The following is a 16,746-nucleotide window of genomic DNA, read 5'->3' on the forward strand; positions in this document are numbered from 1 at the left end:
GGTCTACTTCCCCCACTTCCGCTGGGTCTTGCCATAGCGCGTCTTGCGGGTGCCCGGCTTCCCTTCGTTGCTGCGGCCCACCATCGGGGCTTTCTTCTCGCCATCGGGCAGGCCCAGTTCCTCGTTCTCCAGCCGGCGGATTTCGTCGCGCAGCCGGCCTGCTTCCTCGAACTCGAGATCGGCGGCGGCGGCACGCATCCGCTTCTCCAGATCCTCGATATAGCTGCGCAGATTGTGGCCGACGAGATTGTTCACCTCCTCGTCGCCCGTATCCACCGTAACCCCGTCCTTCGCCGCGGTATGCGCCACGATGTCGGCGATCTGGCGGCGGATGGTCTGCGGCGTGATGCCGTGTTCGGCATTATAGGCGCGCTGCTTTTCGCGGCGGCGCTCCGTCTCCGCCATGGCGCGTTCCATGCTGCCGGTGATACGGTCGGCATAAAGGATCACCCGGCCGTCCACATTGCGGGCGGCGCGGCCGATCGTCTGGATCAGGCTGGTCTCGCTGCGCAGGAAGCCTTCCTTGTCGGCATCGAGAATGCAGACGAGCCCGCATTCGGGAATATCCAGCCCCTCGCGCAGCAGGTTGATGCCGATCAGCACGTCATAGACGCCCAGGCGCAGGTCGCGGATCAGCTCGATGCGCTCCAGCGTTTCCACATCGGAATGCATGTAGCGAACGCGCACGCCTTGTTCGTGCATGAACTCCGTCAGGTCTTCGGCCATCCGCTTGGTAAGCGTGGTCACCAGTGTGCGATAGCCCTTGGCGGCCGCCGCCTTGCACTCAGCGATGCAGTCCTGCACCTGGTCTTCCACCGGGCGGATATCCACCGGCGGATCGATGAGGCCGGTGGGACGGATCACCTGTTCGGCGAACACACCGCCGGTCTGCTCCATCTCCCACGAGCCCGGCGTGGCAGAAACGGCAAATGTTTGCGGGCGCATCGCGTCCCATTCGTTGAAGCGCAGCGGCCGGTTGTCGATGCAGCTGGGCAGGCGAAAGCCGTATTCCGCCAGCGTCAGCTTGCGACGGTGGTCCCCGCGCGCCATCGCGCCGATCTGCGGCACCGTCTGGTGGCTTTCATCCACGAAAAGCAGGGCGTTGTCCGGCAGATATTCGAACAGCGTCGGCGGCGGCTCCCCCGGCAGCCGCCCCGTGAGGAAGCGGCTGTAGTTCTCGATGCCCGCGCAGCTACCCGTGGCTGCGATCATCTCCAGGTCGAAATTGGTGCGCTGTTCCAGCCGCTGCGCCTCCAGCAGCCGCCCTTCGGCATGCAGCTCCTTCAGCCGTTCCTGCAATTCGAAGCGGATAGCTTCTGCGGCCTGCTTCATGGTCGGGCCGGGCGTCACATAGTGCGAATTGGCATAGACGCGCACCTTGTCCAGGCTGGCACCCTTGGTGCCCGTCAGCGGATCGAACTCGCTGATTTCTTCGATCTCGTCCCCGAAGAAGCTGATCCGCCAGGCCATGTCCTCGTAATGGCTGGGGAATATCTCCAGATTATCGCCGCGCACGCGGAACGCGCCGCGGGCGAAGGCTGCATCGTTGCGCTTGTATTGCAGTGCTACCAGCTTGCGGATCAGCTCGCGCTGATCAGCCGTCTCGCCCTTCTTGATGTCGAAAATCATGGCCGAATAGGTTTCGACCGAGCCGATACCGTAAAGGCAGGAAACGGACGCAACGATGATCACGTCATCCCGCTCCAGCAAGGCGCGGGTGGCCGAATGGCGCATCCGGTCGATCGCCTCGTTTACCGAGCTTTCCTTCTCGATATAGGTGTCGGAACGGGGGACATAGGCCTCCGGCTGGTAGTAGTCGTAGTAGCTGACGAAATACTCGACGGCGTTCTCGGGGAAGAAGCTGCTGAATTCGCCATAGAGCTGCGCGGCCAGGATCTTGTTGGGCGCCAGTACCAATGCCGGACGCTGCAGGCTTTCGATCACCTTCGCCATGGTGAAGGTCTTGCCGCTGCCCGTCACCCCCAGCAGCACCTGCGTTTTCTCGCCCTCCTTCGCAGCGTCCACCAATTCGCGGATTGCGGTGGGCTGGTCGCCGCTCGGCTCATATTCCGAAACGAGCTTGAAGGGCTTGCCTCCATCGCTCTTTTCGGGGCGGGCGGGCTTGTGCGGGGTGAAATTGCCGGAGGTATCGGGTTCTTCCAGTCCTCGGCGGATTACGAGTTCGGCCATGGGCGGAATATGGGCGCGGGCGCGGCGGGGTGCAATCGCCGCCGTTGCCGGATTGGCAGCATCACCGCCCGTTGGTAACATCGGCAGTCCGGCGTCGGCGACCTGCAGCCACGCCGCAACGGGGGATGATCCATGCGCCTTGCCCAGTTTTCGCCGCTCGTCATCGCGATTGCACTTTCCGCCTGCGGTGGCAGTGCGGAAGAAGAAGCAACCGAGGGGGACGGCAGCGTTTCCGTGGAGCAGGCGCAGGCCGCCGCCTCGGGCGCGATCAAGCCGACGCCGGGCCAGTATCAGACGAATCTGGAGCTGCTGGAGTTTGATTCGGCGGGCCTGCCAGAGAATATGAAGAAGGTGGCGCGCGATGCGGTGGAAAGCGGTTTCGCGCAGGGCAACAGCTTCTGCCTTACACCGGAAGAGGCTGAGAACGGGCCGGAGCAGATGGTGAAGAACCTGGCCGAAAATGACTGCACGATCCGCAAGTTCGACGTTGCCGGCGGAACGGTGGATACAGACATGAGCTGTACGGCGCCCGACGGCTCGAAGGGGGACGTGAAAATGGCCGGCACCATGACAGCGACCACTTCAGAAATGATCATGGACATGGACCAGGCCGTGCCCCGGCTCGGTTCTGTGCACATGAAGGTCAAGGTGAACTCCCGCAGGGTGGGCGAATGCACCTGATCGCGACGGGTACAGTGACCGAATAAGTCCTAAACCTTTCCGCCGCTCATCCGTTCATGCGAATACAAGGCAGTTCTGTTACAGTGTGACGAATGAGCGTAACGAATCTCTCGGCCAATGCAGGATCTTTCCGGCGGAACGAGGCTGACACTACGATCCGCGGCGCGGTGGCACGCCGGCTTGAACTGCTGCGCGATCGCGCACCGCAGGGCGCGCAAGGTCCGGACCGCCGCCTGCTTTGGAGCGAACTGGCCTGGCTGGCCGAGCCGCTGATGCGCCAGTTTCGCGAGCCGATGGAGGTGGCGCGGGCGGAGCATCCCCGCGTGGTCATGCTGCTGCCCGGCTTCGGTACGCATCCCATGCGCATGCGCTACATGGCCTGCCAGCTCGAACGGGCAGGGCACAAGGTGAAGCGCTGGGGGCTGGGCTTCAATCTCGGGCCGACGGAAGAGAACTTTGCCGCGCTGTCTCAGCGGGTGGAGCAGATCACTGCGCGTTATGGCCAGCAGGTGGTGTTAATTGGCTGGAGCCTTGGGGGTGTTTTCGCGCGCGAGATCGCCAAGCGCCATCCTGAACATGTGGCCAAGGTGGTGACCATGGGATCCCCCTTTTCGGGCACGCCCTATGCCAACAATGCCTGGCGGATATACCAGCTCGTGACTGGGCATTCGGTGGAGCAGCCGCCGATTGAGGCGCAACTGGCGCTGAAGCCGCCCGTGGAAACCGTGGCCCTGTGGAGCCCGCGGGACGGCGTGGTCTCTGCCCGCAGCGCCTGCGGCCGGCCGGGGGAACGGGATCGCGCCATTCCCCTGCGCTGCACCCACTTGGGCTTTTCCAACTCGACCGAAGCGATCACCGTTCTCCTCGAGGAGCTCGAGCGCTTCTGACCGGACAGTGAACAACCTCTTGGCGGCGGCCATTAACCGTGCCATGTTGCGCTGCGACAAAGGGGATCATGAGCGGTTCTAACGACACCCGGTTTGACGAAATGCATGAGCTGGATGGCACGGTCCGCCCGGCTTATCGCCAATATCAGGAATGGCTGACCGCTCAGGATTCGGCCGGCATGCGCCGCAAGGGCTTTGAGGCGGAGAGCTTCTTTCGCCGCACCGGCATCACTTTCAACGTCTATGGGGAAGAGGATGCCGAGGAGCGGCTGATCCCCTTCGACATGGTGCCGCGGATCATCACCGGCAGCGAATGGCGGCGCCTGTCCCGCGGCATCGAACAGCGCGTGCGCGCGCTCAATGCCTTCATGCACGATCTGTATCATCGGCAGGAGATCATCCGCTCCGGCCGCCTGCCCGAGCGGTTGTTCCGCAATAACGAGGCGTGGCTGCCGCAGATGGTGGGGTTCACCCCGCCCGGCGGCGTATATACCCATATCGTCGGCATCGATCTGGTGCGCACCGGGCCCGATGATTTCCTGGTGCTGGAAGATAATGCCCGCACGCCATCCGGTGTCAGCTACATGCTGGAAAACCGGGAAACCATGATGGCCATGTTCCCGGAGCTGTTCAGCCGCATCAAGGTGCAGCCGGTGTCGAACTATCCCCGGCGGCTGGGCAAGAGCCTGGCGGCCTGCGCGCCCGACAGGGCGGGGGGCAATCCGCGCGTGGCTGTGCTGACGCCGGGCATCTACAATTCAGCCTATTTCGAACATGCCTTCCTGGCAGACCAGATGGGCGCCGAACTGGTAGAGGGCAGCGATCTTCGGGTGATCGACGGGCGCGTGCAGATGCGCACCACCAGCGGGTTCAAGCCGATCGACGTGCTCTATCGCCGGGTGGACGATGATTTCCTCGATCCGCTCACCTTCAATCCGCGCAGCGTCCTGGGCGTGCCCGGTATCATGGACGTCTATCGCAACGGCGGTATCACCATCGCCAATGCCCCCGGCACCGGCGTGGCGGATGACAAGGCGATCTATTCCTTCATGCCCGAGATCGTGGAGTTCTACACGGGCGAGCGGCCGCTGCTGGCCAATGTGCAGACCTGGCGCTGCGCCGATCCGGACAGCCTGAAATACGTGCTCGACAATCTGGCGGAGCTGGTGGTGAAGGAAGTCCACGGTTCCGGCGGATATGGCATGCTGATCGGGCCGACCTCTTCCCGCAAGGAGATCGAGGCGTTTCGCCAGAAGCTGATCGCCCGGCCGGGCAATTACATCGCCCAGCCCACACTCGCCCTTTCGACCTGCCCGATCTTCACCCGCAAGGGGCTGGCGCCGCGGCATGTGGACCTGCGGCCGTTCGTGCTCGTCTCGCCCGATGGAGTGGATATCACCCCCGGCGGCCTCACGCGCGTGGCGCTCAAGAAGGGCTCGCTAGTGGTGAATAGCAGCCAGGGCGGCGGGACCAAGGACAGCTGGGTTCTGGACGACTGATGAAGGGGCGCATTCCTTGCTAGGCCGGACAGCGAACGGCATCTTCTGGATGTACCGCTATCTGGAGCGGGCCGAGAACACCGCTCGTCTCCTGGCCGCCGGCCACAGGATGACGCTGACCAGGGGCCCGGACGACGCGAGCGAGGAGTGGCGTTCCGTCCTCACTACATTGGGCCTGCATGAGGCCTACAAGCAGTCGCATGAGGACTACACCGGCGCGCATGTATGCGATTTCGTGCTGCGTTCGCGCGCCAATTCGCAAAGCGTCCTGTCGATGGTGGAACGGGCCCGCTCCAACGCGCGCACCTGTCGCTCTGCCATCACTGCAGAGGTGTGGGAGGCCGTCAACGAAGGCTGGATGACGCTCAGCGAGATGCTCGCCCGCCCGGTGCGGGAGAGCAATCTCGGCGCCGTGCTGGCAACGATCCGGCGCGAATCCACGCTGGCGCGGGGCGCCACCTATGGTTCCATGCTACGCAACGAGACCTATGCCTTCGCCCGCGCCGGCACGTTTCTGGAGCGGGCAGACAATACGGCGCGCATTCTCGATGTGAAATACTACCTATTGCTGCCCTCGCTTTCCTACGTCGGCACGGCGCTCGACTCGAGCCAGTGGGACAATGTGCTGCGCTCCCTCTCTGGCGAGAGGGCCTATAGCTGGCTCAATGCCGGGCGGATGGATGCGCGATCGATCGCGGAGTTCCTGATCCTCGACGATCGCTTTCCCCGCAGCCTGGCCTTCTGCCTCATCGAGATGCGCGACAATCTGTCGCAGCTGGCGCGGATGCATGGCGGCCAGGTCGGCGTGGCGGACGAGGCTATGCGGCGGGCCGATGCCCGGCTCGACGGCAAGACGGTAGAGGATATTTTCGACCAGGGGCTGCACCAGTTCCTGACCGATTTCATCCTCGCCAGCCGGGGTGTGGCGAATGCGATTGCCGAGCAATACCGTTTCGTGAGCTGATAGAGGGAAACACAGCCATGCGCCTCGCCATCAGCCACACCACCACCTATCGCTTCGCCGAACCGGTGGGCCACGGGCTGCAGCGGCTGCGTCTGATGCCCAAGAACACGCAGGGCCAGCATGTGCTGGACTGGCGGATGGAATATTCGGGCGCGCGGGAGCAGTTCTCCTACGAAGATCAGAACGTCAATCACGTCTCGCTGATCTCGGTGGAGGAGGGCGCCGTCGAAGTGGTCGTGACCTGCCGCGGCACGGTCGATACGCAGGACCACGCCGGGGTAATTGGCCGCCACTCGGGCCATCTGCCGCTGTGGGCCTTCCTCGGCAGCACCCCGCTTACACGGCCGGGGCCGCGCCTGCGGCAGTTGATCGCCAGCGTGGAGCGCAGCGAGGAGGGCATGGTCCCCACGCTCCACAACCTGTCCGCCGCGATCCGCCAGCGGGTGAAATATGAGACCGGACGCACGGATGTGGATACGGGGGTGGAGGAAGCTCTCATGGCGGGCCACGGCGTCTGCCAGGACCATGCCCATATCTTCATCGCGGCCGCGCGCGCGCTGGACATCCCGGCCCGCTATGTAAGCGGCTATCTCATGATGGACGACCGCGTGGAGCAAGAGGCGACCCACGCCTGGGCGGAAGCCTTTGTGCAGGGGCTCGGCTGGGTGGGCTTCGACGTCTCCAATGGCATCAGCCCCGATCCGCGCTATGTCCGCGTGGCGACGGGGCGAGATTATCGCGATGCGGCGCCGATCACCGGCATCAGCTTCGGCGCGGTGGCCGAAGCGCTGCACGTCCACCTTGCAGTGCAGCAGCAAACAGTGGAACAATAGCCCGCTTGGAGTCACACAGGGGGCGCGTTCACGAATGACCTACTGCGTTGGCATGGTTCTGGAAAAGGGCCTGGTGCTGATGAGCGACACGCGGACGAATTCCGGCGTCGACAACATTTCGGTATTCCGCAAGATGTTCCACTGGTGCGTGCCGGGCGAGCGAATCCTGGCGGTGATGACCGCAGGCAATCTGGCCACCACGCAGTCCGTCATCAGCAAGCTGGAAGAACGCAGCAAGGCGCCGGCCGACCGGCACATGTCGCTGCTCGAGCTGCCCACCATGTTCCAAGTGGCGGTGGAAACCGGCAAGCTGCTGCGCGAAACAGTGCGTGAAACGCAGGTGGAGAACGGCCAGACCGGCCAGGGCCGCTTCACCGCCTCGCTGATCCTGGCCGGCCAGATCAAGGGCATGGAGCCGCGCCTGTTCCTGATCTACCCGGAAGGCAATTTCATCGAAGCAAGTTTCGACACCCCCTTCTTCCAGATCGGTGAAACAAAATACGGCCGCCCGATCCTGATCCGCGCCTACGACCGCAGCATGTCATTCGAGGATGCGGTGAAGTTGCTGATGGTCAGCTTCGATTCCACCTTAAAGGCCAATCTGTCAGTAGGGCTGCCGCTCGATCTGCTGGTGATTGAGCGGGACAGTTATAAGCCGGGCCACGAGCGCCGTATTGAACAGGGCGATACTTATTTCGAATCGATCTCTTCAAGCTGGAGCGATGCTTTGAAGAGCGCCTTCAATTCCCTGCCTGATTACATGATAAACGAGAGTCAGGATAAGGGTTTAATCTAAGTTAAAACCCCTATAAGCCACGGCGCTTAGGACTACTACGCAGATTTTCATCCATTGCGAATGTGAGTTTCCTTACGCAATCCGCCGTAATCCCAACTAGGGAAGGCGGGAATACATCCAAATTCGCCTAGCCTGCAGATGCAAATACCCGTTGGGGGCGGCAATTTGGCGCAGATGGAACGAACAACCTTGCATATCGTCGGCGGCAATAGCCGCTCCAGGGCTGAGCAGGCGCGGGTCGCGTTTGCTCTCGGCCATCATGCGGAAGTCTACACCGATGTCGCCGAGCTGTTGGAGCGCCCCCTGCTCGACGGGGTAGTCCTGGCGGCCGAGGACACGGTTCCAGGTGGCGCGGAGGCGCTGATCCAATGCCTGCGCGATGGCGGGGTAGGGCTTCCCATCGCAGTCGCGGCCGTCGAGCCGGAGACGTCCCGCGTGGTGGACGCGGTGAAGGCCGGAGCGTTGGATTATCTCTGCTTGCCGCTGGAAATGAACGATTTCGCTCGCCGGCTGACGCGTATGCAGGGCGAGGCGCGCAAGCTGGAGGCAAACTGGCGCTTCGAGATCGAAGCACGACAGCGGCTTAGTCAGCTCAGCGCGCGTCAGCGCGAAGTGCTGGAGTTGCTGAGCGCCGGCTGCTCAAACAAGGAAATCGGTCGCCTGCTCGGTATCAGTCCGCGAACGGTGGAGATCCATCGCGCCAATATGATGACGAAGCTGGGCGCCAGCCATCCCGCTGATGCGGTGCGCTTGTGGCTGGCCGCGGGCAGCGATCTGCCCGAGCCGGAGCCTGAACCGGAACCGCGCCGTGGGCAGGACCGGGTCATCGGCCGCATCGGGCGTCCGCAGGCGCCCGCGACTGGCGAAACATTGCGCCGTCATCGGCAATAGCTTGTCCCGCTGATCACGCCTTCCACATGGAAGTGATCGCGGTGGGCGGCATTGTATTCTGGCCCCAGCACGGTGTCGAAACGCTTGCACGCGCTTTCATGCGCTACGCGCAGGAAGCGGCGTTCCGCGCTGGTGCCGTCGCTCCAATCTCCCTTCACGGAAATGCGCCGCCCATCCTGCAGGACGAAGGCGGAAACATCGATTGCGTCCGCGGTGGAATGGGCGCTCCGGCGGTTGGTACCGGCGACATTGCGGCAGGAGTAGCTGCCGAAGGTTTCCACGCTGCGCAGGGGGGAGCCGAGGATCTGCCGCGCTGCCCGATCCGCGCCATAGCGCACCCAGCCGGCAAATGCCTGGCTCACGCCGCAGGTCGCCGGGCCGATATTTCCGATCGCGATGCTGGACCGATCGCTTTGCAGCGCGCTCAGCTGCACGGTGTTCAGATTGGTGCAGCCCGTCGAAATGTAGCGGTCGGGCAGCGGGGTAAAGTGCGCGCCCGCCGATCCAAGCTGCGCCAGGCATTGGCGCGCGGCGGGGTTGGCGGCCAGGTTGCCTTGGCTGCGCCGGGGCTGTTGTGGCTGCCCACCGGAGCCGCCTGGCATCAGCGAACAGGCGGAAAGGCCGGTGGCGGCGATGAGTGCGACGGTGAGGGCGAGGGGGCGGCGCGTCATTGCGACATTCTCCGCGAGGGCTGGTGAACGAGAGGCTAATTGACGGGTGGGGGAGGTGGTTTCCAAAGTAACTTCAATCCCGCTTGACTAAGCCCCGGCCAAGACTAGTGCGGCCGACGGGCCACGCGGTCCCAACGCCGCGCGTGCTCTCTGTAAGGAGAGTCTACATGACTGAACATACCATGCCAGCGCGCAAACCCGCGCGCCCGTTCTTCTCTTCCGGTCCCTGCGCAAAGCCGCCGGGCTGGTCCCCCGAAAAGCTCGCAACCGATTCACTCGGCCGTTCGCACCGCTCCAAGCTGGGCAAGGCGCGCCTCGCGCTATGCATCGATCTGATCCGCGAAGTGCTGCAGGTGCCCGATACGCACCGGATCGGCATCGTTCCGGGCTCGGATACCGGCGCAGTCGAGATGGTGATGTGGACCATGCTGGGCGCCCGCCCGGTGACCACGCTGGCGTGGGAAAGCTTCGGTGAAGGTTGGGTCACCGATGCGGTCAAGCAGCTCAAGATCGATCCCACCGTCCTGCGGGCCGATTATGGCCATCTGCCTGATCTGGCGCAGGTCGACTGGTCGAACGATGTGATCTTCACCTGGAACGGCACCACCTCCGGCGTGCGCGTTCCGAATGCTGACTGGATCGCCGCCGATCGCGAAGGTCTGGCCATTGCCGATGCCACCAGCGCGGTGTTCGCGCAGGATATCGACTGGGCGAAGGTCGATGTGCTCACCTTCTCCTGGCAGAAGGTGCTGGGCGGCGAAGGCGCGCATGGCGTGCTGATCCTTGGCCCCCGCGCGGTCGAGCGGCTGGAAAGCCACACGCCCGCATGGCCGCTGCCCAAGGTGTTCCGCATGACCAAGGGCGGCAAGCTGATCGAAGGCATCTTCAAGGGTGAAACGATCAACACGCCGTCGATGCTGGCCGTGGAAGATGCGATCTTCGCGCTGGAATGGGCGAAGTCGATCGGCGGACTTTCCGCGATGAAGGCGCGCGCCGACGCCAATGCGGCGGCGCTCGACCGGATCGTGCAGGAACGGGACTGGCTCGGCCATCTGGCGCAGGATCCGGCTATCCGGTCCAACACCAGCGTCTGCTTGACGGTGAAGGATGCGGATACGGACTTCATCAAGGCCTTTGCCAAGATGCTGGAAGAACAGCATGCCGCCTATGACATTGCGGGCTATCGCGATGCTCCGGCGGGGCTGCGCATCTGGTGCGGCGCCACGGTGGACACCGCCGACATCGAAGCGCTCGGCCCGTGGTTCGACTGGGCCTATGCCCAGATGACCGCCGCAGCCTGATCACGACCGCTCCGTCGCCCCGGCCCTGAGCCGGGGTTCCCCTCCGCGCCTGCGCCTGTTCGCCGCACGCCCGGAATCCCGCAGCGCCGGGAAGACGAATTCAAGGAATCCAGCATGACCAAGCCCAAAGTCCTCATTTCCGACAAGATGGACCCCAACGCCGCGCTCATCTTCGAAGAGCGCGGCTGCGACGTGGATGTGAAGCCCGGCATGACGCCGGAAGAGCTCAAGGCCGTGATCGGCCAGTATGATGGCCTCGCCATCCGCTCCGCCACAAAGGTGACAGCGGAAATCCTCGACGCCGCGACCAATCTGAAGGTCATCGGCCGCGCGGGCATCGGCGTCGACAATGTCGATATCCCCTACGCCTCTTCCAAGGGTGTGGTGGTGATGAACACGCCGTTCGGTAATTCGATCACCACGGCAGAACATGCCATCGCCATGATGTTCGCGCTGGCCCGGCAGATCCCCGAAGCCAATGCGCAGACCCAGCAAGGTCTGTGGCCGAAGAACGGCTTCATGGGCGTGGAAGTCACCGGTAAGACGCTGGGCCTGATCGGCGCGGGCAATATCGGCTCGATCGTCGCCAGCCGCGCGCTGGGGCTGAAGATGAAGGTCGTCGCCTACGATCCCTTCCTCACGGCCGAGCGTGCGGTGGAAATGGGCGTGGAGAAGGTCGATCTCGAAACGCTGCTCACCCGGGCCGATTTCATCACCCTGCATACGCCGCTGACCGAAGAGACGCGCAATATTCTCAGCCGCGAGCGGCTGGAAAAGACCAAGAAGGGCGTGCGGATCATCAACTGCGCCCGCGGTGGTCTGGTGGATGAAGCTGCGCTCAAGGACATGCTCGACAGCGGCCATGTGGCCGGCGCCGCGCTGGACGTGTTCGCGGTGGAGCCGGCGAAGGATAGCCCGCTGTTCGGCACGCCGAACTTCATCTGCACCCCGCATCTGGGCGCCTCCACCACGGAAGCGCAGGTCAATGTGGCTTTGCAGGTGGCGGAGCAGATCAGCGATTTCCTCGTCAGCGGCGGTGTTACCAATGCGCTCAACATGCCCAGCCTCTCGGCCGAGGAAGCGCCGAAGCTTAAGCCCTATATGGCGCTGGCCGAAAAGCTCGGCTCGCTGGTGGGCCAGCTGGCCCATGGCGATCTGCCCAAGATCAGCATCGAGGTAGAAGGCGCGGCCGCGCGGCTCAACCAGAAGCCGATCACCGGCGCGGTGATGGCCGGCCTGATGAAGCGCTTCTCCTCCAGCGTGAACATGGTCAACGCGCCGTTCCTCGCCAAGGAGCGGGGCATGGAAGTGCGCGAAGTTCGCAATGAGAACGAAGGCGTCTATCACACGCTGGTGCGGGTGACGGTGGCGACCAGCCAGGGCGATCGCTCCGTGGCGGGCACGCTGTTCGGCAACACCGCTCCGCGGCTGGTGGAGATCTTCGGCATCGGCATCGAAGCCGATCTCGACGGCCACATGCTCTATATCGTGAACGAGGACGCGCCGGGCTTCATCGGCCGCATCGGCGGCCTGCTGGGCGAAGCGGGCATCAACATCGGCACCTTCCATCTCGGCCGCCGCTCGGCGGGGGGCGAGGCGGTGCTGCTGCTGAGCGTGGACCAGGCGATCCCCGCGGACGTGATCGCCCGCGCCGAACAGCTGCAGGGCGTGAAAGTGGTGAAGGCGCTGGCCTTCTGATCCTGATGGCCGTTCGCTCTTCGCAAGCGGGGAGCGAACGGCTAGGGGCACCCGCATGATCGATCCGACCGCAGACCTGCTGCCCGAAGGGCTGGAAGACCGCCTGCCCCAGAGCGCGGCCGCGGCCACGCGGATCGAGCGGGCGATGCTCGCGGCGATGGACGCGCATGGCTATGACCGTGTGCGGCCGCCGCTGATAGAGTTCGAGAAATCCATGGCCGCGCGCACCGATGGGCTGCGCACGCGCAACATGTTCCGCTTCGTCGATCCCAAGAGCCTGCGGATGCTGGCGCTGCGGTCCGACATGACGGCGCAGGTGGGGCGCATTTCCGCCACCGGGCTCGGCAGTGCGCCGCGCCCGCTGCGGCTGTGCTATGCCGGGCAGGTGGCGCGGATGACGGGCGACATGCTCGATCCCCGGCGCGAGGATCTGCAGATCGGCGCGGAACTGATCGGCAGCGATACGATCGATGCCGCGGCCGAGATCGTCGCGCTGGCGATCGAGGCGCTGGAAGCTGCGGGCGCGACCGGAGTCTCCGTCGATTTCACGCTGCCGGACCTCGTCGACACGCTGGCCGCAGCCGAATTTCCGCTCGACCCCGATCAGGTGCAGGCTGTGCGGCGGGAGTTGGACGCGAAGGATGCCGGTGGGCTCAAGGCGGCGGGCGGGGCGGCCTATCTGCCGTTGCTTTCCGCCATTGGGCCGTTCGAGCAGGCGATTGCCCGGCTGGAAGAGTTGGACGCCAGCGGCACGCTCGCCTCGCGCATCGAGGGTCTGCGACAGATCGCTGCCCGTGTGGAAGGCCGCGCCCGCCTTACGCTCGACCCCTCCGAACGGCACGATCTCGAATACCAGAGCTGGTTCGGCTTCACCATCTATGCGGAGGGCGTGCGCGGCGCGCTGGGCCGCGGCGGAACCTATCGCATCGGCGGCAGGGAAGAGCCGGCCACCGGCTTCTCGCTTTATCCCGAGGAACTGATCGAGGTCCTGAAGACCGATGAGCCGCGCCGCCCGGCGGTGTTCCTGCCCCTGGGGCATGATCGCGAAGCGGCGGCCGAACTGCGCCGGTCCGGCTGGCGCACTCTGGCGGCACTGAGCGAGACGGATGATGCCGCCGCGATCGGCTGCTCGCACATCCTCGACGGGCAAGCCGCCCGCCCGCTTTAGCCGCGCGGCACCGCGCCGAAGTGCTCCACCAGCCAGCGGCGGGTGATTTCCGTGGCGGGGTGGCCCGGCACCCCGAAGCGGCGGCTCATCCTCACATGCGCCATTGTGCCGCGCCCGGCGAAGCCGTGGCGCTCAACCGGCGTGCCGCCACGGCGCAGCGCCTCCTCCAGTGCGTGCGCCTGGCGCGATCCGTGCCCATGGGCGGTGTGGAGGATCAGGAACCGGGGCGCGTTGGGCGGCCGCGAGGCGTGGCACACGGGCGATAGAGCGGCCCGCTCACTCGGTTCCCCCGGGAAGGCCGGCGCGATGAGCCGGCGGTGCAACCACCGCGGCCCCACGCTCGGCTGGCCGGCATCATAGGCGGAACCGTCGTTGGCGATGATGCCGGCCAGCATGTCCACCGCCAGCCCCTGCTCCTCCATGTAAGCGGGGTCGCACCCCAGCAGGGCCGCCAGATGCGCACCCGAACTATGCCCCATCAGCACAATGCGCGCGGGATCGATCCCGAGCGTCGCCGCTTCCTCCACCAGCAGGCGGATACCCCGGGCGCAGTCCCGCGCCATTTCGGCAACGCCCACTTCGGGCACCATGCGAAAGCCGATGGATGCGAAATGCCAGCCTTGCTCATGCGCGAAGGGCGCCTTGCAGTCCTTCAGTCGTCGGGCCTTGTCGCCGAACTGCCAGGCGCCGCCGTGCAGGAAAACCAGCAGCGGCCGGCTGCCATCCCCTGCGCGATAGAAATCCAGTTGCTGCAGGGGGTTCGGGCCATAGGGGAGCACCCGATCCGGCCATTGATGCCTTGCGCCGTGCACGACGGGGCGTCCGGGGCCGGCAAGGTCGTGGGGGTGCGCCAGCGCGAAACGAAGGAGAGTCTCGAGGCGCGGCATGGTGGCGAGATGCGCCTTCGCGCAGCTGCCGGCAAGCGATCAGAACACGGTTGAGGCGATGAGCAGGATTGCACCCCAGGAGAGGGCGGCGAGGCCCACGATCACGATTGCCCGCATCCAGCTGGGGAAGGGCTCCAAATGGGGATCGGGGAACACGGGCTCTTCCGCATACCACGGCTTCGCTTCGCTTTGCGGGCCCTCGTAGGGAGGAGAGATCAGCATGGCGGCGCTCACGGCCGCGCTGGAAATCGGTTCCTCGAACTCGCAGCCGAACAGATCGCCGCTTGACCAGCGGATACGGGCGGACACCTGCTCTTTTGTGGGCAGGTCCACCTGTACCACCTCGTCCACCATCAGGTCGGCGGTGCTTTCGAACAGGATGCCGGATTGCGAGATGTCGTGGACCAGCACGCGGGCGCGGCCTGCATGGGTGGTGCTGCTGACCGCCTCAAGCCGCAGCCTTTTGCGATCCTCTCCGCGCTTGTCGCGGGCCGGTTCCAGAACCGCCGCCTGCGCTCTTGCCCACATCATGCACTCTCCTCGCGGGATCCTGTTGGCACCGATTGACTAAGGTTCCGTTATGCGAACCCGTCTTCGCAGGCTGTGGCGCATATCCGGATAGTTCTATCGGTTGTCCGCAGTTAAGGGAGGCAACACAATACTGTGGTCATACAGGACTATCTGGTCGAACTTTATTTACCATCGTATCCCGCAGTTATCCGTGGTTTTGCCCGTTTCACGTTGCTTTTGGAACAGGTCAGCGATTCATCATCGGGCGTGATGTGGCCGGAACTGCGGCTGCCTCCGATCAAGCCTTGACGCGGCACCGGCCGCATCGGTAGGGGCGCGGCGCGTTCCGGGTCGGGTGGCCCGGGGCGATCCATCCGTTCGCCGAGCCCCTGTCGAAGGGCGAACCGGATCCCCCTGGCAGGGTGGAAAGGTAGATTCATGGCCAATGTTACCGTGATCGGCGCCCAGTGGGGTGACGAGGGCAAGGGCAAGATCGTCGACTGGCTGGCGAGCCGGGCGGATGTCGTGGTGCGCTTCCAGGGCGGGCACAACGCCGGCCACACGCTGGTGGTGGGCGACACCACGTACAAGCTCAGCCTGCTGCCCAGCGGCATCGTCACCGGCACGCTGTCGCTGATCGGCAATGGCGTGGTGCTGGACCCGTGGGCGCTGAAGGCGGAGCTCGAACGGCTGGAGGGGCAGGGCGTCTCCATTACCCCTGCAAATTTCGGCATCGCGGACAATTGTCCGCTGATCCTGCCGCTGCATCGCGATCTCGATGGCCTGCGCGAAGCGGCGGCCGGCAAGGGCAAGATCGGCACCACCGGCCGCGGCATCGGCCCGGCCTATGAAGACAAGGTCGGCCGCCGTGCGATCCGTGTCTGTGATCTGGCGCATCTGGACGAACTCGACCCGCAGCTTGACCGGCTGTGCGCGCATCACGATGCGCTGCGCGCCGGATTCGGCGAGCCGCCGGTCGATCGAGCGGCGTTGCTTGAAGATCTGCGTGGGATCGCGCCCTTCGTGCAGCAATTCGCTCAGCCCGTGTGGAAGCGCCTGCGCGATGTGCGCAAGGAAGGGGCGAAAATTCTGTTCGAGGGCGCGCAAGGAGTGCTGCTCGACGTCGACCACGGCACCTATCCCTTCGTCACCAGCTCAAACACTGTCAGCGGCACGGTCGCCAGTGGCAGCGGGCTCGGCCCCAATTCGGCCGGCTTCGTGCTCGGGATCGTGAAGGCTTACACCACCCGCGTGGGCTCTGGCCCGTTCCCGACCGAGCTGGAAGACGAGACTGGCGAGGAATTGGGGCGAAAGGGGCATGAATTCGGCACGGTCACTGCGCGCAAGCGCCGCTGTGGCTGGTTCGATGCCGTGCTCGTACGCCAGAGCTGCGCGATCAGCGGCGTGACCGGTATCGCGCTTACGAAGCTGGATGTGCTCGACGGTTTCGAAACGATCAAGATTTGCACCGGATACCGGTTAGATGGGGACGTGATCGATTATCTCCCCAGCCACGCGGCCGAGCAGGCGCGTGTCGAACCGGTCTATGAAGAGATCGAAGGTTGGAGCGAAACCACCGCCGGGGCGCGCAGCTGGGCCGAGCTTCCGGCGCAGGCGATCAAGTACATCCGCCGGATCGAAGAGCTGATCGAATGCCCTGTGGCTTCCGTATCCACCAGCCCGGAGCGGGACGATACGATCCTGGTGCGCGACCCCTTCGCAGACTGAAGTGGCGCTGACAATCTTGACCTGATCCCATTTTGTTCTCAC

Annotated in this window: 15 protein-coding genes; 11 read left to right on the top strand and 4 right to left on the bottom strand. The window is 64.6% G+C overall.

What is annotated here, in order from left to right; genetic code table 11:
- Positions 1 to 3: 3 nt before the first annotated feature.
- Positions 4 to 2,190, bottom strand: coding sequence for an excinuclease ABC subunit UvrB (gene uvrB, locus AEB_RS06860; protein ID WP_119082516.1), 2,187 nt, complete (start codon positions 2,188 to 2,190; stop codon positions 4 to 6).
- A 132-nt stretch (positions 2,191 to 2,322) separates the two neighbouring features.
- Between uvrB and AEB_RS06865 the strand changes: the two genes are divergently transcribed.
- The 7 genes from AEB_RS06865 (at position 2,323) to AEB_RS06895 (ending at position 8,741) form a co-directional block, all read left to right on the top strand.
- Positions 2,323 to 2,871: a DUF3617 domain-containing protein gene (locus tag AEB_RS06865; protein WP_119082517.1), complete on the top strand. Its 549-nt coding sequence runs from the start codon at positions 2,323 to 2,325 to the stop codon at positions 2,869 to 2,871.
- A gap of 92 nt (positions 2,872 to 2,963) precedes the next feature.
- A complete protein-coding gene (locus AEB_RS06870) occupies positions 2,964 to 3,758 on the top strand; it encodes an esterase/lipase family protein (RefSeq protein ID WP_119082518.1) in 795 nt (264 codons plus the stop codon).
- 68 nt (positions 3,759 to 3,826) lie between these two features.
- Positions 3,827 to 5,257, top strand: coding sequence for a circularly permuted type 2 ATP-grasp protein (locus AEB_RS06875; protein ID WP_119082519.1), 1,431 nt, complete (start codon positions 3,827 to 3,829; stop codon positions 5,255 to 5,257).
- Positions 5,258 to 5,273: 16 nt separating this feature from the next.
- Complete coding sequence (locus AEB_RS06880; RefSeq protein WP_119082520.1) at positions 5,274 to 6,221, top strand: alpha-E domain-containing protein; 948 nt, start codon at positions 5,274 to 5,276, stop codon at positions 6,219 to 6,221.
- 17 nt (positions 6,222 to 6,238) lie between these two features.
- The gene (locus AEB_RS06885; RefSeq protein WP_119082521.1) at positions 6,239 to 7,054 is read left to right on the top strand and encodes a transglutaminase family protein; all 816 of its coding nucleotides are present in this window, start codon (positions 6,239 to 6,241) and stop codon (positions 7,052 to 7,054) included.
- 34 nt (positions 7,055 to 7,088) lie between these two features.
- Positions 7,089 to 7,850, top strand: coding sequence for a proteasome-type protease (locus AEB_RS06890; protein WP_119082522.1), 762 nt, complete (start codon positions 7,089 to 7,091; stop codon positions 7,848 to 7,850).
- A 174-nt stretch (positions 7,851 to 8,024) separates the two neighbouring features.
- Positions 8,025 to 8,741 carry a response regulator transcription factor gene (locus AEB_RS06895; protein ID WP_119082523.1) on the top strand — a complete coding sequence of 239 codons (717 nt, stop codon included), beginning with the start codon at positions 8,025 to 8,027 and terminating at the stop codon, positions 8,739 to 8,741.
- Here AEB_RS06895 and AEB_RS06900 read toward each other — a convergent pair.
- Positions 8,729 to 9,412: an extensin-like domain-containing protein gene (locus tag AEB_RS06900; protein ID WP_119082524.1), complete on the bottom strand. Its 684-nt coding sequence runs from the start codon at positions 9,410 to 9,412 to the stop codon at positions 8,729 to 8,731. The two genes, AEB_RS06895 and AEB_RS06900, sit on opposite strands and share 13 nt — an antisense overlap.
- 167 nt (positions 9,413 to 9,579) lie before the next feature.
- Here AEB_RS06900 and AEB_RS06905 point away from each other — a divergent pair, with 167 nt between their 5' ends.
- From AEB_RS06905 to AEB_RS06915, 3 genes are all read left to right on the top strand, one after another.
- Positions 9,580 to 10,713 (top strand): phosphoserine transaminase, encoded by a 1,134-nt coding sequence (locus AEB_RS06905; protein WP_119082525.1) that lies wholly within the window; start codon positions 9,580 to 9,582, stop codon positions 10,711 to 10,713.
- A gap of 114 nt (positions 10,714 to 10,827) precedes the next feature.
- Positions 10,828 to 12,411 carry a phosphoglycerate dehydrogenase gene (gene serA, locus AEB_RS06910; RefSeq protein ID WP_119082526.1) on the top strand — a complete coding sequence of 528 codons (1,584 nt, stop codon included), beginning with the start codon at positions 10,828 to 10,830 and terminating at the stop codon, positions 12,409 to 12,411.
- A gap of 55 nt (positions 12,412 to 12,466) precedes the next feature.
- Positions 12,467 to 13,579: an ATP phosphoribosyltransferase regulatory subunit gene (locus AEB_RS06915; RefSeq protein ID WP_119082527.1), complete on the top strand. Its 1,113-nt coding sequence runs from the start codon at positions 12,467 to 12,469 to the stop codon at positions 13,577 to 13,579.
- Here AEB_RS06915 and AEB_RS06920 read toward each other — a convergent pair.
- Together AEB_RS06920 and AEB_RS06925 are read right to left on the bottom strand one after the other, a co-directional pair.
- A complete protein-coding gene (locus AEB_RS06920) occupies positions 13,576 to 14,466 on the bottom strand; it encodes an alpha/beta hydrolase (RefSeq protein ID WP_119082528.1) in 891 nt (296 codons plus the stop codon). The genes AEB_RS06915 and AEB_RS06920 overlap by 4 nt on opposite strands.
- Positions 14,467 to 14,505: 39 nt before the next feature.
- The gene (locus AEB_RS06925) at positions 14,506 to 14,997 is read right to left on the bottom strand and encodes a PilZ domain-containing protein (RefSeq protein WP_119082529.1); all 492 of its coding nucleotides are present in this window, start codon (positions 14,995 to 14,997) and stop codon (positions 14,506 to 14,508) included.
- A gap of 417 nt (positions 14,998 to 15,414) precedes the next feature.
- Between AEB_RS06925 and AEB_RS06930 the strand changes: the two genes are divergently transcribed.
- Positions 15,415 to 16,704, top strand: coding sequence for an adenylosuccinate synthase (locus AEB_RS06930; RefSeq protein WP_119082530.1), 1,290 nt, complete (start codon positions 15,415 to 15,417; stop codon positions 16,702 to 16,704).
- Positions 16,705 to 16,746 lie beyond the last annotated feature (42 nt).

Source organism: Altererythrobacter sp. B11 (assembly GCF_003569745.1).
GTDB lineage: Bacteria > Pseudomonadota > Alphaproteobacteria > Sphingomonadales > Sphingomonadaceae > Croceibacterium_C.